This window comes from Parabacteroides sp. AF14-59 (assembly GCF_003479515.1).
GTDB classification, from domain to species: Bacteria; Bacteroidota; Bacteroidia; order Bacteroidales; family Tannerellaceae; genus Parabacteroides; species Parabacteroides faecis.
Genome location: NZ_QUHH01000001.1, coordinates 296,060 through 312,210 on the forward strand (window position 1 = coordinate 296,060; position 16,151 = coordinate 312,210).

The 16,151-nt window shown below is 44.1% G+C and carries 12 protein-coding genes; 6 read left to right on the plus strand and 6 right to left on the minus strand.

The genetic code is table 11. The features are described 5' to 3' along the window. Positions 1-11: 11 nt before the first annotated feature. Genes DWW23_RS01305 through DWW23_RS01315 form a run of 3 tightly spaced genes read right to left on the minus strand, consistent with a single transcriptional unit; the run spans position 12 to position 2,050 of the window. Positions 12-500, minus strand: coding sequence for a DUF456 domain-containing protein (locus DWW23_RS01305; RefSeq protein WP_122351483.1), 489 nt, complete (start codon positions 498-500; stop codon positions 12-14). Between the two features lie 9 nt (positions 501-509). After that, complete coding sequence (locus DWW23_RS01310) at positions 510-1,490, minus strand: M48 family metallopeptidase (protein WP_122351484.1); 981 nt, start codon at positions 1,488-1,490, stop codon at positions 510-512. A gap of 2 nt (positions 1,491-1,492) precedes the next feature. Continuing rightward, a complete protein-coding gene (locus DWW23_RS01315; RefSeq protein WP_122351485.1) occupies positions 1,493-2,050 on the minus strand; it encodes a LemA family protein in 558 nt (185 codons plus the stop codon). 275 nt (positions 2,051-2,325) lie between these two features. On the opposite strand from DWW23_RS01315, the gene DWW23_RS01320 reads away from it, so the two are divergent. The 6 genes from DWW23_RS01320 to DWW23_RS01345 all read left to right on the plus strand — a co-directional run bounded on the left by DWW23_RS01320 (position 2,326) and on the right by DWW23_RS01345 (position 8,155). Then, the gene (locus DWW23_RS01320) at positions 2,326-3,501 is read left to right on the plus strand and encodes a Xaa-Pro peptidase family protein (RefSeq protein WP_122351486.1); all 1,176 of its coding nucleotides are present in this window, start codon (positions 2,326-2,328) and stop codon (positions 3,499-3,501) included. A 20-nt stretch (positions 3,502-3,521) separates the two neighbouring features. After that, positions 3,522-5,216: an alkaline phosphatase gene (locus DWW23_RS01325; protein WP_122351487.1), complete on the plus strand. Its 1,695-nt coding sequence runs from the start codon at positions 3,522-3,524 to the stop codon at positions 5,214-5,216. Between the two features lie 69 nt (positions 5,217-5,285). Beyond that, the gene (gene pyrB, locus DWW23_RS01330) at positions 5,286-6,206 is read left to right on the plus strand and encodes an aspartate carbamoyltransferase (protein WP_122351488.1); all 921 of its coding nucleotides are present in this window, start codon (positions 5,286-5,288) and stop codon (positions 6,204-6,206) included. Positions 6,207-6,281: 75 nt separating this feature from the next. After that, positions 6,282-6,746 (plus strand): aspartate carbamoyltransferase regulatory subunit, encoded by a 465-nt coding sequence (gene pyrI / locus DWW23_RS01335; RefSeq protein ID WP_122351489.1) that lies wholly within the window; start codon positions 6,282-6,284, stop codon positions 6,744-6,746. A 121-nt stretch (positions 6,747-6,867) separates the two neighbouring features. After that, positions 6,868-7,434 carry a flavin reductase family protein gene (locus DWW23_RS01340; protein ID WP_122351490.1) on the plus strand — a complete coding sequence of 189 codons (567 nt, stop codon included), beginning with the start codon at positions 6,868-6,870 and terminating at the stop codon, positions 7,432-7,434. 4 nt (positions 7,435-7,438) lie between these two features. Then, a complete protein-coding gene (locus tag DWW23_RS01345; RefSeq protein WP_122351491.1) occupies positions 7,439-8,155 on the plus strand; it encodes a porin family protein in 717 nt (238 codons plus the stop codon). Between the two features lie 20 nt (positions 8,156-8,175). On the opposite strand, the gene DWW23_RS01350 is transcribed toward DWW23_RS01345, so the two are convergent. From DWW23_RS01350 to porU, 3 genes are all read right to left on the minus strand, one after another. Then, positions 8,176-11,055 (minus strand): PD-(D/E)XK nuclease family protein, encoded by a 2,880-nt coding sequence (locus DWW23_RS01350; protein WP_122351492.1) that lies wholly within the window; start codon positions 11,053-11,055, stop codon positions 8,176-8,178. After that, positions 11,052-12,041, minus strand: coding sequence for an L-glyceraldehyde 3-phosphate reductase (gene mgrA / locus DWW23_RS01355; protein WP_122351493.1), 990 nt, complete (start codon positions 12,039-12,041; stop codon positions 11,052-11,054). The genes DWW23_RS01350 and mgrA overlap by 4 nt, the downstream gene beginning before the upstream one ends. A gap of 610 nt (positions 12,042-12,651) precedes the next feature. Then, positions 12,652-16,137: a type IX secretion system sortase PorU gene (gene porU / locus DWW23_RS01360; protein ID WP_122351494.1), complete on the minus strand. Its 3,486-nt coding sequence runs from the start codon at positions 16,135-16,137 to the stop codon at positions 12,652-12,654. Positions 16,138-16,151 lie beyond the last annotated feature (14 nt).

The window sequence follows — 16,151 nt, forward strand, 5'->3', positions numbered from 1 at the left end:
TATTACGGTATTTACAACACAACCACAAACAGACTTTTTATAAAACAATAGACAAAATATCCGCAAAGCGCCATCTTCACCACCACACTGAGCAGGAATCCGATAAACGCTCCTATTCCGGCTTTAAAAGCATCTATAGACTTTTTACCTCCAAGCAATTCGCCTATCACTGCACCGGCAAACGGTCCGAACAATATCCCCCAGGGAGGAAAAATGAATATCCCCGCAATCATCCCTATCACACAACCCCAGTTGCCCCATTTACTTCCTCCGCCATACTTTGTACCAAGCACCGGGGTCAGATAATCCAGCAACTGCACTACCACGACTAAAACTCCCCATATAACCAGTTGAGTAACGGAGAACTGCACTTTATCCGTAAAATGAAGCAACCAAAGTCCCAAATAAGACAAAGGTGGTCCCGGCAGAACGGGTAAAAAACACCCCGCCAACCCGACCAGCAGGCAAATAGCCCCTAATATGATCAAAAAGATATCCATCTCTTCCCGCTAAAACTGTTCCAGAATCTGAATCCGTTTCTCTATCGGCGGATGCGTTGCAAACAAACCGCTCATTCCACTCAATGCACTCTCAGCTTGCTTTCCCGGATGCTGGATGAATAACTGGGCGACATCGTCACGTTCGACAGCCTCGATATCTGGATCTACTGAAATCTTCCGTAAAGCACTTGCTAAAGCTAACGGATTCTTTGTCATCTCCGCCGATCCGGCATCCGCCAGATATTCCCTTTTCCGGGAGATGGCAAAACGCATCAGTATAGAAAAGAAATAACCGACCGCTGCCACCAACAAAACCAGTAGCATCAACAGAACGGCTCCGTTCTTTTCATCTCTCCTTCTTGAAAAAGAAGAATAATAAGCCGAACGCATAGCCAGCTGCGCCACCATCGCGAAGATGCCGACAAACACAATCGATATGATAAGCAGCCGGACATCATGATTACGGATATGCGACAGTTCGTGAGCGATCACTGCTTCCAGCTCCTGATCATCCAACTTATCGATGATTCCCCGCGAAAGTGTCACCGTATAGCTCCTCTCATTGATTCCACTGGCAAAAGCATTCAGAGAATCATCGTCTATCACATTGATTTTCGGCATCGTCATACCCTGACTCATACAGAGGTTCTCTACCAGATTATACACCCGTTTGTTTTCCATACGGCTCAAAGGCCTGGAGCCGGTCGCTGAATTGATAATACTCGTATTGGCAAAATAAGCAATCAGAAACCAAATCAGCACGCCACCCAGCACATACGGTGCGATCTGTACGAAAAAGCCCATAGCCAACTGCATCTGTGTAACCTCCCCCGGCATCCGATAGTCTCCTCCGCCACCGCCGAGAAGCATCACATACAGATAACAAAAAAGCAGCACCAGCACACAGACCAGCACCGGAAAAAGACAAAGCAAGAGCAGCGAACGAAAATTATTCCTGCTCTGCTGTGTTTGTATACCAACGTATTGCATACTTAGAATTCAATTTTGGGAGCTTCTTCCAAAGTGGCCCGCTGTGCGCCCAGATCGAACATGATCTCCTTACGGAATCCAAACATTCCGGCGATCAGATTGGACGGGAATGTCTCCACTGCATTATTCAGCTCTTTAGTAGCCGAATTGAAATAACGTCTTACAGCAGACAATTTATTTTCCAGATCGGCTATTTCTTCCTGCAACTGGAGGAAGTTCTGATTTGCTTTCAGGTCGGGATAAGCCTCCAAAGTAATCTTCAACCCTGCCAATGCAGATGACAACGCATTTTCCGCCTTGATCTTTTCGTCAATCGTATGAACGCTCATCGCACCGTTACGCGCATTGATCACCCGTTCAAGCGTATCTTTTTCATGGGCAGCATATCCTTTAACCGTTGCAACCAACTGAGGGATCAGATCGTGCCGTTGCTTGAGCTGCACATCTATATCCGCAAAAGCATTTTCACGGTTGTTCCGCAGCTTGACCAGCGAATTATACAACGAGATTATCCACAACGCCAGCACGACAATTACTACAATAGAAACTATTAGTACCATTTTCTTTCTTTATTATATTAAGTTAGAATCTGCCCAAAGATATAAAAAGTATTTTGTAGTCATGATTCTTCGCCCGATATTTGTAATTCAATACAACTATTTCAGTATCATTTGCTCATCCGCAAAATAGTTTCATCCCAAATACAACCAGGCTGGTACGCTGCTATTACAGGAAGCTAAACAGATGATCATTTAATCAAGATTTAATATCAAACTCCTCTTTTTTCCCGACAGATTTTAATACCTTTGAAGCCACATAAAAATAAAAGTTGGAGATGATACAAAAAGAACTGATCGACGACCTGCAACTTAAATGGGGTCGTATACAACAGGCAATGCAAGCACAGCATGCAGATGCCTGCCTGCTGAGTGTAGATGTAAACCTGTATTATACAACCGGACGGATTTTCAGCGGATATTTCTATCTGCCTGCAGAAGGAGCACCCTGGTTCTTCGTCAAACGTCCGAACGGCCTGACCGACGATCATATCGAATATATCCGCAAACCCGAACAAATAGCCGAGATATTCGCCGCACGCGGTATCCCGATGCCGGAAAAACTGTTACTGGAAGCCGACGAGTTGACATACAACGATTATATCCGCCTGCAATCCATATTCAACCCGAAAGAAACAGGTAATGCAACCGCCTTGATGAGAACCCTGCGCGAGATCAAAACACCGTGGGAAATCTCGCAGTTCCGTATCTCTGCCGAAAAACATGCCAAGACATACTCGGAAATTGCCGAATGTTTCCGTCCGGGAATGACCGACCTCGAATTTCAGTATGAAATAGAAAAACGCATGCGCCAGAACGGTTCGATCGGAATCTTCCGTGCATTCGGGGCTAACATGGATATCTTTATGGGAAGCATCCTGGCAGGTGAAAATGCAGAAGCTCCCTCTCCTTTCGACTTTGCCCTGGGAGGCAATGGCATGGACGCATCCTGCCCGCTCGGAGCTAACGGCACGATCCTGAAAGACGGGACAGCCATCATGGTAGATATGGCAGGTAATTATACACCGTATATGACCGACATGACCCGCGTATTTTCAGTCGGTAAACTGACGGAAGATGCTTATCGTGCGCATCAGACCTCATTAACGATACAAAATGAAATCGAAAATGTCGCCCGTCCGGGTGTCGTCTGTTCGGAATTATATAACATCGCTGCCGGTATCGCAGAGAAAGAAGGATTTGCCGGAAACTTCATGGGAACCAAACAGCAGGCTAAATTCGTCGGACACGGTATCGGTATCCAGATCAACGAGCTTCCGGTGCTGACTCCCCGTTCCAAAGAAGAGCTGCAACCGAATATGGTATTTGCCCTCGAACCTAAATTCGTCATTCCGGGTGTAGGAGCCGTCGGTATCGAGAACAGTTTCCTGGTTACCGAAACAGGTATCAAGAAACTGACTCATTTCGAAGAAGAGATCATTCAATTACATTAATTAATAAACAATAAAAGCACATGAAAAAGACGATTACTTTTCTGCTTCTACTGGCATTCATCATTATGCCGGCAAAAGCTGCAGATGTAGAAAATGTAAAACCGGTCAAGAACGTTATTCTTCTGATACCGGACGGAACTTCACTGGCTACCGTTTCTATGGCACGCTGGTTGCAATGGTATACCAACCCGGACAAACCCAACCTGAATCTGGACCCGTACCTGTGCGGTACCGTACGTACACACTCATCAAATGCTCCGATCGGCGACTCTGCCCCGACTACTTCCTGCTACATGACAGGCTATCCGAGCCGTACCGGCTATGTCTCTACTTATCCGGAAAATGACGGTGACAACGATATCTATCCGACCGATCCCGAACGTGCTTTCCAGCCACTTACGACTGTGTTGGAAGCCGCTAAAATAACACAGGGCAAATCGACCGGCCTTGTTTTCACCTGCGAATTTCCTCACGCTACACCGGCAGACTGTTCCGCCCATAGCTACAACCGTGGCAAATATGAATGGATCGCTCCACAGATGGCTCATAACGATCTGAATGTAGTGATCGGTGGCGGTGTTTCCCTCCTTCCTGAAGAAAGTGAAGCCTACCTGAAAGGTAACGGATACGGCGTATTCAAAAACGACATCAACGGTATGCGCAACTATAACGGCAACAATATGTGGGCTTTGTTCGCTGACCGTGAAATGGCTTACGACATCGACCGTGACCCGGCTCAACAACCGGACCTGGAAGAGATGACCCGCATCGCTATCCAGAAACTATCCAAAAACCCGGAAGGTTTCTTCCTGATGGTAGAAGGCAGTAAAGTAGACTGGGCCGCTCACGCAAACGACCCTGTCGGCATGGCTACAGACATGTTGGCTTACGACCGTGCCTGCGGTGCCGCACTCGAATTTGCCCGCCAGAACGGTGAAACAGCCGTTATCATGGTTCCTGACCACGGAAACAGCGGTATCAGTATCGGTCGTGCCGAGTGCAAAGGATACGACAAACTAACGAAAGACCAGTTATTCCACCAGTTCTCTCTGTATAAACTGACGGCAGAAGGATTCGCTAAGAAAGTAAACAGCGAACCGAATTCGGAAGTACAGAACATCTTCCGTGAATATGCAGGTTTCGAACTAAGCCCGGAAGAACTGGATGCTTTGAACCATTGTAAAGACTATAAAAACAGTCCGATTCCAGAAGCCGAACGCAAAACTGAAGGCAAAGGTTCACTGTATAGCGGTTCGCTGACCTCTTTCATGTCGAAACTGCTTACCTCAAAAACCTGTTTCGGATTTACCACCGGCGGTCATACCGGCGAAGATGTTTTCCTAGCAGCCTACCATCCCGACAAGGCCAGCCTGCCGATCGGTATGCATACCAATATCGAACTGAACGCCTACCTGTGTGCTTTGTTCGGCATGGACCGCGACAAGCTGGATGAACTTACGGCAGAGAATTTCGCCCCTCACACAGAAGTATTCGAAGACTACCAATGTGAGATTATCCCCGCTAAAGATGAGAAAGGTTCTCCTTCATTAGTCGTGAAGAATAAGAAGAAACAGATCAACATCACACCGTTCAGCAATATCGTTACAATCGGTAAGAAAGGACAGGAAGAAGTCCGGCTGAATTCAGTCGTTGTCTATGTAGATAAGAACAATACATTCTATCTCCCGACGAAGCTGGCAGATTATCTGAAATAAATATAAAGCGGAGACTATTCGGTCTCCGCTTTTTTTATACTTTTGCAAGAAAGACAGATTATACACAAAATGAAAAGTAAAAGTTTAGTTTCTATCGATCAATGTTCCAAAGAGGACATTCTTCGTATTCTGGATAACGCCAGGAAGTTTGAGGAAAACCCGAACCGAAAGGTGCTGGAAGGCAAAGTTGCTGCCACCCTGTTTTTTGAACCCTCTACACGCACGCGATTAAGCTTCGAAACAGCTGTCAACCGCCTGGGCGGACGAGTGATCGGATTTCAGGATGCCTCTACGACCAGTTCTTCCAAAGGGGAAACACTGAAAGATACGATCCTGATGGTCAGCAATTATGTCGACCTGATCATTATGAGACACCATCTGGAAGGTGCAGCACGCTATGCTTCGGAAGTAACCGATATTCCAATCATCAACGCAGGAGACGGAGCAAACCAGCATCCCTCGCAAACCATGCTCGACCTGTATTCGATCCAAAAGACACAAGGAAAACTGACCAACCTGAATATCACAATGGTGGGCGACCTGAAATATGGGCGTACGGTACATTCGCTGATCGTCGGCATGTCGCACTTCAATCCTACTTTTCATTTCGTGGCTCCGGACGAACTTCGCATGCCGGACGAATACAAGAATTTCTGTGACGAACACGGCATCAAATATTACGAGCATACCACTTTCGACGAAGAGGTGATCAACCAATCCGATATCCTTTACATGACCCGCGTACAGCGCGAACGCTTTACCGACCTGGAAGAATACGAACGGGTGAAGAATGTGTATATCCTGCGTAACAAAATGTTGGAAGGAAGCCGCGAAAATCTCCGTATCCTCCACCCGCTGCCCCGCGTAAACGAGATCGCTTACGATGTGGATGACAATCCGAAAGCCTACTATATCCAGCAGGCACGCAACGGATTATTTGCCCGTCAGGCTATTATTTGTGAAGTTCTAAATATTTCAGTTGACAAGTGACAGTTGACAATTGACAGATAATAAATACCTGTCAACTGTCACTTGTCAACTGTCAACTTCTAAATAAACAAAGTTATGTCAGTAGAAAAGAAAAGAGAATTGCAGGTTGCCGCCCTGGAGAACGGAACTGCTATCGACCATATTCCTCCCAGCCAGTTATTTAAAGTCGCCAAATTGTTGGGACTTGAAAATATGGACAACACGATCACGATCGGCAACAATTTCCAAAGCAAGAAGATGGGTTGTAAAGGCGTGATCAAAATATCCGATAAGTTCTTCGAAGAAGATGAGATCAACCGTATCGCACTGATCGCTCCGAAAGTGATTCTGAACATTATCCGCGACTATGAGGTTGTAGAGAAAAAGACGGTTACTTTGCCGGACGAACTGGTCGGACTGGTTAAATGTAACAATCCGAAATGTATCACCAATAATGAACCGATGCCAAGCCGTTTCGAAGTGATCGACAAAGAGAAAGGCACGATCAAATGTCATTATTGCGAACGCAAGATAAATAAAGAAGACATTATTATTAAATAATAGTTGATAGTTGACAAGTGACAGTTGACAGGTATTTCGGCTTTCAGCCGATTGATTATCGGAGACAAAGTCTTACCTGTCAACTGTCAACTGTCATCTGTCAACTGTCAACTCAAAAATTATGAAGCAAGACTGGAAGCCCGGTACCATGATCTATCCTTTACCGGCCGTAATGGTTAGTTGTGGCAGCGAACCTTCAGAATATAATATTATAACTGTGGCGTGGGTCGGTACGATTTGTACCAATCCACCCATGTGTTATATATCCGTACGTCCGGAACGCCATTCGTATCCGATCCTAAAAAAGAATATGGAATTTGTGATCAACCTGACCACACGCGAGTTGGCTTATGCCACCGACTGGTGCGGCGTTAATTCAGGAAAAGATCATCATAAGTTTGAAGAAATGGGACTGACGCCGGGTAAAGCTACATTGGTGAATTGCCCCACCATCGAAGAAGCACCGCTTTGCATCGAATGCCGGGTAAAAGAAGTGGTTGCACTGGGTAGCCACGATATGTTCATCGCCGATGTTCTCAATGTCCAGGCGGATGATAAATATCTGGATCCGCAAACGGGTGCATTCGATATGCAACGGGCAGACCTGCTGGCTTATTCGCACGGTAAATATTATGGATTAGGAGAGTTTGTAGGTAAATTCGGTTGGTCCGTAAAAAAGAAAAAATAAGCGTATGAAAAAGACTCTCCTTCTATTGCCGTTGTTTCTCCTTTGCATTTCAGTCCATGCACAGAAGTTCATCCATATTGAGGATAAAGCTTTCAACTTTGGTGCAAAGGTGGGAGTCAATTCTACATTCCCGATCATTAACTCATTGACAATAGACGGTGTCGAAGCCGAAAATATCCGTCTGCAATATAAAGTCGGTTATCAGGCCTCTTTCTTTTGCAGGATCAATATCGACCGCTTCTTTATCCAACCGGACTTGACATGGTCGCGCAAGCAAGGAGATGTTCTTTTTTCATTGCCGCAAGCTACCGAATCAGACCAGGCAGCCGGAAGCATTTCGGAAACAGACCGGCTCCAACTAAAAACGACTTCACTGGAAATGCCGGTCATGATCGGTTATTATCTTGTAAAGGAAGGTCCTTATGCCCTCAGCCTGATGGTAGGCCCCAAAGTGAAATACAACTACAAGTCACGTTATACGACCCATTTCTCTGAAGTCACCAACGAATACATCAATGACAGTACACCGTTCGGACTGGGCATCGCCACAGGGCTGGGCGTGAGTATCTGGCGTCTGTTTTTCGAATTCACCTACGAATTCGGGCTTAACAAGGTTGAGTCCGATTTTAAGGACAAATCCTCGTTAACCCCGATAGAAAGAAATATCTCGATAGACAAGCGGACCAATATGATGAGCTTCTCGCTCGGTTTCCTGTTCTGATCCGTTTGATTCTTCTCCGTCTATTTTCCGCATATATCCTTGAAAGGACACCAGGCACAGGCTTTTTCCGTCGTCGTCTGCACGAACGGAGTTTCCTGTCCGAATATCTCATCCAGACAACGGCGCAGTTCCGCTTCAAAGTCGGCCGAATAGACAGAGAAATCCGTTACCGGCTCTGTTTTCATCCGCTCCACGCGCCGGCTCACGGCTGCATCGAACGAATCGGAAAAGAGCGTACGCATATAATAAATTCCCGGCTGAAGGGTCTTTCCTGCAGGCACGTCACCCAGCATCCATGAGTACATGAAAACCTGCATCACGGCTTTAGCACGGTCTTTATCTTCTTTATCGAACAGACTCTCTATAGAAGTAAATACCGAAGTCCCGCTCCCACTCTTATAATCGATGATGCGAACCGTATCACGCACCTCATCGATCCGGTCGATAAAACCTTTCAACTGGATTTCCGTCCGACCATCGCCCAGGGTAAACAGGCGGTTAATCTTCCGCTCCGATTCGATATAACGGAAAGGTGTCAGTTTACTGTCGCGCTCCAGTATCTTTTCCACATATTTCCGGATCATCTCACCGATCAGGAAGTTCTGTCCCGTCAAAGGACGTACGACATCCGACATGAAAAAGATCTCCGCAAATGCCCGTGCAATAGCACCGGTCAGGACAGGTGTATCTTTCTTAATCGCCTTCAGTAAATCGGCTGTTACCATCTTTCCGCAAAGAGGCATGTACAACTCTTCCATCACTTTGTGCAGGATACTTCCGAACACATTGCTCTCGATCGTTTCACTGACCTCCTCTTCCTCCTGTATACCCTCGACCACCGAAAAATAGAACTTCAGCGGACAATCCAGATAGGTATTGACCGCACTGGCAGAAATGGCCCTGTGCCCTCCTTTATGGAAAGCCTTCAACCGTTGCATCACTTCGTCCGTTTTCAGGACCTGCAAAGCCGGGGTTTTCGCGGACGAGACATTATAGACGACCAGTTTGTTCTGCAACGGCTCTTCATAATGGTAGTGCAGCTGATAGACAAAACGGCTGACTTCGCCTGTCTGCAAACCATTACTGCGGGTATCGTAGAGCAGGCTGACATGGCTCGCCCGATAAATCAGACGATAAAAATGGTAAGCCCATACACTGTCCTGATGCTCATAAGTGGGCAGGCCGAAACCTCTTCGCAAGTTATAAGGGATAAACGAGTTAGCCGCTTTCCTGAGTGGGAATATCCCCTCATTCATGGAAAGGATGATCAGCCGGTTGAAATCCAGTGCACGGGTTTCAAGAACTCCCATGATCTGCAAACCGGACAACGGTTCGCCCCGGAAAGGGATAGTTATCGTATCGGTCACCCGTTTGAGCAGGCGGAAATAGGTGTCGATCTTCATCTCGATCCCGGCATCCTGCATGATCTCTTTCATACGGTTGACGGTCGTGAAGTAATGGAAGATAAATTCCTGCTCCAGGTCGTTGGTGCGCTGGGTGGCATCTTCTTCCTCTTCACCGGAGGATAAAGCGTGCATCACCTTATTCAGTTCCTGCAGGACATTGATCAGGTAATCGGAAAAGGTATTGACATCTGTTACCGGCAGGAAGAGGACGGACAAAAGAGGCGTCTTTCCCAGATCGGCGGCAGAAATATAGATCTTGTTGTTTTCCGCAATATCTTTCACCAGGGCATTGACCGCTTCCGGACCGGTCGAACTGATATACCGATGGTTCAGGATAGGCAGCACATCACGGAAATAGAAAACCGGCTGACGGTCTACATAACGTACATTTTTCTGCAATGCCAGGATATACTCCATCAAAGAAGCGACTGGCGTACCTGCCAACGGATACCCCATCGTCACATTGATACGGCGTATCTGTTCGGGAATGGCATTCAGTACCGGAATAAGCAAATGTTCGTCAGGCAGGATAACGGCTGTACGCAACGCTTCCTCGGGCGACATTTCATCCTCCTTGCAAAGTTCGTTCAGCAATGTGTACACCTGTTTTGCCTGACCGATACCGGAAGGAATACCGATCACCTCAATCTGTGTTTCCGTTTTTTCTTCCGGAGGAAGCGGATACTGCGACGGGAAGTTTTTAAGATTCCGTTCGACAAAATAGGATGCTTTATTATCCCGGTCCGTCACTTTATCCGAAGCATAATCCCAATAGAAATCAGCGATTCCCCGTTTCTGCAACTGCATCAGGAAACGTTCCTCCGCGACAGACAAGGCATTCAGACCGACAAAGACTACCTTCAGATAAGGCAGGTCGCAACAGTCATCCTGCTCCATCTGTTCAACGACTTCACGGAAGATCATACCTTCATAGCCTCTTCCCTCCGCCGCCAATGCTTCACGCAGATCGGTGTACAACGTATACAGGATTTTCCAGACAGCCAGAAATTCTTCCTGGTTCGGAGAATCTCCCTTCGGATAGAAAGACGACCAGAATGTACGGATTGCCGCTATCTGATCTTCATCCAGGAAACTGAAATCGTTCTCTATCTCCCGCAGGTCCGTCACATTCGTAAACAACATGCGGGCATCTGCCATATATTTATCGACATCATCAAAGTCGTTCAACAGCATTTCCCCCCAATAGAGGAACTCGTCAAAGGTTTCCGTCGAGCCGCTATGCCGGATATAGATATCGTACAGCATGAACAGCATATTGATCTTATCTGCCGCCTGTTTGCCGCTCAACTGCACAAACAGGTCGTTGATGGTCAGGATCGTCGGAGAGAAAAGCGGCTTGTCCGCCACCTCCGAAAGATATTTTTGAAAAAACAGGCCTGTTCGCCGGTTAGGGAAAACAAAAGCCAGCTTACTGACCTCCGCTCCGTATTGCTGATAAAACAAAGAGGCTACTTGGTATAAGAATGGTGTCATATCGATTCAATCCTTTCCAGTTCCTCTGATGTAAAACTAATATTATTCAACGCCTTCAAATTATCCAGTAACTGTTCTACCGAACTGGCTCCGACAAGGACGCTAGTCACACGATCGTCTTTCAGCAACCATGCCAACGCCATTTCTGCCAACGTCTGCCCACGTTCCATAGCCAACTCGTTCAAGCGGCATATCTTGTTTATTTTTTCCTCTGTCACCTGCTCACGCTGCAAATGTCCTGTCGACCTGGCAGCCCTTGAGTTTTCCGGTATTCCATGCAGATATTTATTGGTCAGCATCCCCTGTGCCAAAGGAGAAAAAGCAATCATGCCTACGCCTTCTTTCTTCAATAAAGGTAACAAATCAGGTTCCGTCCAACGGTCGAACATGGAATAACGTGCCTGATGGATCAGGCAAGGAACACGATATTCTCTTAATACGGCCAGTGCCTTTTCCGTCTGTTCGGCATTATAGTTTGAAATGCCCACATACAATGCTTTCCCCTGGCGGACAATATCCGCCAAAGCCCCCATTGTTTCCTCTATCGGTGTTTCCGGATCAGGACGGTGGGAATAGAAGATATCCACATAATCGAGTCCCATCCGTTTCAAACTCTGATCGAGACTGGCTATCAAATACTTCCGGCTACCCCAATTCCCATACGGACCGGGCCACATATCGTAACCGGCTTTTGTCGAAATAAGCAGCTCATCCCGATAAGCTCCCAGTCCTTTCTTCAGAATCCTGCCGAAATTTTCTTCTGCAGAACCGTAGACTGGCCCGTAATTATTCGCCAGGTCAAAATGGGTAATCCCGTTATCGAAAGCCGTATGGGCAATCTTGATAAAGTTATTGAAAACATCCACACTGCCGAAGTTATGCCATAACCCCAGAGAAATAGCTGGCAATAAGATACCGCTGCGTCCACAACGACGATACGTCATCTCCGCGTATCTGTTTTCATTTGGTGTATATATACTTTCCATGGTGCATTTTATTTCTTACAAATGTATATAAAAATTGCATATCGGACACAGTCTTTTTTTAGTGTCGAACATAGTTTTGCACAAATCAACTATCATACTATCATATTTTCGGCATACTGATTGAATTTCATACAACACAAACATGATAGTTGCCCAAAACAACTATCATGCAACTATCATAAACTGTCATTCAACTATCATTTTGGCCCTTTTCATCGAAAAATAAGGTATCCAAAAGCATTACAAAACAGGCTATTTTGCACAGAACATACTCTTTTTTTCAGCAATACTATGTCTTATTTAGCAGAAAACAAGCAGAAATCTTCTCCAAGTCTCCCATCTGAATGTCATTTACACCCCCATCTGAACGATGCTAAGACCCGGGTCTTGAAGGTGTCGAGACCCGGGTCTCAATAATATTTAGTAAGTATGTTATTGAAAATAAGAAGTATACTTCATGAAAACAAACAGGTATTTTTATGATAGTATGACAGTACAATTTCATACTATCATATATACTATCACAGAGTGAATAGCATGAATTTCAATGCATTCAAAACATAGAATGATAGTATGACAGTTACTTTTTCAATCTACTGGTAATAAAAGATCACCACAAAATAATCATCTTCTTTGCTTCCGTTGCTTCTTTAGAATTATCAGTACTTACCGCTGCGCGATAAATATAAACACCCGGACGCACATGAGTTCCCGAATTATTTCTCAAATCCCAGTCTATCGTATAGTCTTTGAACAGTTCGGAAGAACCTGTCTCTTCATGCTTCCAATGCAGACGACCTGTCATGTCGTATACCATGATACCTACTTTCATCCGGGATTCCGGACGGTTGTGCGTAATATGAAATTCGACATTTCCCCTCGCAGGTGTAGGAGTTGCGATCACATTGGTGATGAAAGGTTTTAGACCTTCAACAACATTAAAACTAAATGTATAAGTAGCCGAATTATTCATGATATCCCAAATTTTGAATTCTGCATGATGTAAACCCGGAGTTAAAACCGGAATACCGAATTTCACCATACCTTCCCCATCACTACCTATTATATTTTCATAATAGCTATTGAGAATATAACTACTATTCGGATTATTATCTATAGACAATGTAATACCATGCCCTATACTACTCTCTGTTATATTGATTCCACTTTCATCCCACACTTTTGCATAGAAATAAGGAGTAGAATTCACATCACCACCATCAATAAAAGTAGTATCGTTCAAAAAGAGTGACCGTATTTCCGGAGGCATATTATCATCTTTCGGATTATCCGAAGTCCCAAAAACAGAGAATTTCTTAAATGAGCCGCTTGCATCCCTTTTACTTTCACTTTCATAGGCATACATAGTTATTTTTCCGTTTTTACCAACTTTGTAAGAGATGTCTTTAGGTACAAAAAAAGATATCTTGAACCTTCCGTTCCGTACAGAGTCACTGCCTAAAAAAATCGTATTGATATAATCTTTATATCTGATTTTAGGAACAGAATCCCGATATAGAGGTTTCCCATCTTTTTCACCATACTTAAATGAAATTTTATTATTACCCATAGTTTCTTTTTCATCAAGTGCGTCAAACACCCGGACGTTCAAAACTCCATTAAAATCCGACAGTAAATCATCAGAGGCAGTGCAGACAATTCCTTCCAACTCTACTTTATCCTGTGACTTAAACTCAAAAGAACTATCAGCCACGTCTTTTCCATTGATCGTACTTAACCTGAGCCGATATTTAGGGTAAGATAACTTCAATGCCGGGTCACCGATCAGACTGAAACCGAGCTTGCGAAGTGATGGTTTCTGCTTAGAACTTAAAAAAATATCTCCTAGCGCCTTTCTCTCATTATCCGATCCAAACAGTTCCTTAACCAAATTTTCATTGATATTCTTATTATCTGGAGAAAAAGCTACACGAGTAGTCGTAAACAAAGCAATTCCTCCGCTTACTTTATTCAGGAAAACATCTTCTCCGGCTGAAGTAGCTACCTGATCAAACGGACAGAAATCGCAGGATGCAGTGATCCATATCGGTAAATGCTTATAAGTGGATTGAATAATATCGTTTTGAGTGATCACAGCCTCCTCGCTTAATGATTTAGCACTACCATGTCCGGTATAATTCAACATGAAGCATCCTTCTTTTAATGTCTTCTGGATAAGCGGGGGAATATCCGGATAGGAACTTTTACCTGACCGGTCCTTTTTAAAAGCATCAAAAAGTATCTTGGTTGAAACATATTCAGCATGATTCTCTTCTAATGTATCAGCCAATTCATCCGCATACTTTTGATGGTAAGTAGCATATTGATCAGCGTTACTTCCATCATCACCTATAAAGCAAACCTTATTCTTCCAGTCGCCAACGGGAGCATTCATATAAGAGATCACTTTATTCACAGCATTCCGGGCTTCAGTGATTGTCCGGACCGGAAAGCGTCCTATTCCGATATCTATTATGTCATTACTAATATTCACGCCTTCATTATCATCCAGTAGTCCAAAATAATCATCAACCACATACGAAGTATCATCTAATGATTCATTTGTCTGATAAGTCAACAACATATTATTTTTCATACCTGAAGGAAAAAGTTTCCATTCACTGGAAACAAACCGGTTATCATAGGCTCCGTCTCCAAAAAGTAATAAATATTTAGGAGCGTTCGACTGTTCATTTTTGCTTCGGTCATAAAACATTTTCATCAGACGTCTGTAAGCGGTGGCATCCGGCGTTCCGCTGGAAAACTCATTATAGATTTCTTCTGGGGTAACAACCAGGATATTCTCCAGTTGATCATGCTCTTCGTGTGCTTGTTTCAATCTTTCCGCTTCACTCTTAAAGGCAGATGGAGAAATGATCACCATATCTGCCTGTCGTAAAGCATGTAAATTTTGCTCTGCTACCTTTTGGCTATTATTCGCACTGATAACAGGAACAGAGTTGTCCAGCCTGAAAACCACAAACTCTCTCAACCGATCCTCTTTAGGAATAACAAATGAGAAATTGCTTTCATTCAACACTCCTTCAATTATCCGAGGATTTAAAGCATCAGTCACATCAAGTACAATCGTATTCGCATCAGCATTCTTTATTGTAAAACATGATTTATTTCCTATCGATGAGAGAGTTCGGAAGAACGTCGGTTGACCATAGACTTGCAAAGACCTCTGCAACTGTATATAGATATAATCCAGATAAGCCGTATTATTCCCTTTCTCTGAATAATCAACTTTGACGGAAAAACTATTTTCTTTTCTACCTTTCCAAATTCCATAGGCTTCTGCCGACCGGGCTTTTATATATTCATAAAGTTTCAAATTAGGCGATACACCATTGATATAGCTCTTCACAACCTCTTCCCCATTAATTGAAAGAACAAAATTTTTTGCATCGTTTGTTTTAGCTATTAAACGACAGTCAACAAAAGCATCTGTATCCAATATACCTTCTACCTTTTCAAAAGGAATAGAAACAGTGGAATACAGCGATTCACCAAAAAGTTCACGCCCAGACTTATTAACCGAAACCAAATCTTTCTCATGTAAAAGATAATCATCAAAATAGTCAAATTCTATAGTAGCATCTTTCGTTTCAGATGGGACAATATCCATTTCTTTTACCTCTGAAGAAGTGGTAAGAAAATAATATCCGTAAAGGGAATAGGGATTATTGGTATGTACAAATTTATTTCTTTTACTGTCTTTTCTATAGCTCACTTCTTTATATTCCCATTTCGTCGTTCCTCTTCCATAAAAAAGTATATAATTATCCTTTCTCAATACTGGAACAGCAGGCAGATCATCCACATAGGGTTTGGTAAAATCTTCCTCCAACGGCCAACCGCCATAACCATAGACTGCGACTTTTGAAGGATCTTCGAAACCCATATTCTTCAATTCGGAATAAGTCAGTTTATATATTCCGTCTTTTTCGATCTGTATTTTCACCCAGTGTCCTTTGCTTAATACAGAATTGTCCGCATAGCGTCCACTTGCTTCCAATGAAAAAGAAAGGCAGAAACAAAGTAGGAATGCAATACTAGTTATTGCTGAGAATCTTTTTTCGTGTAGCTTCATATTTTCAACTATTC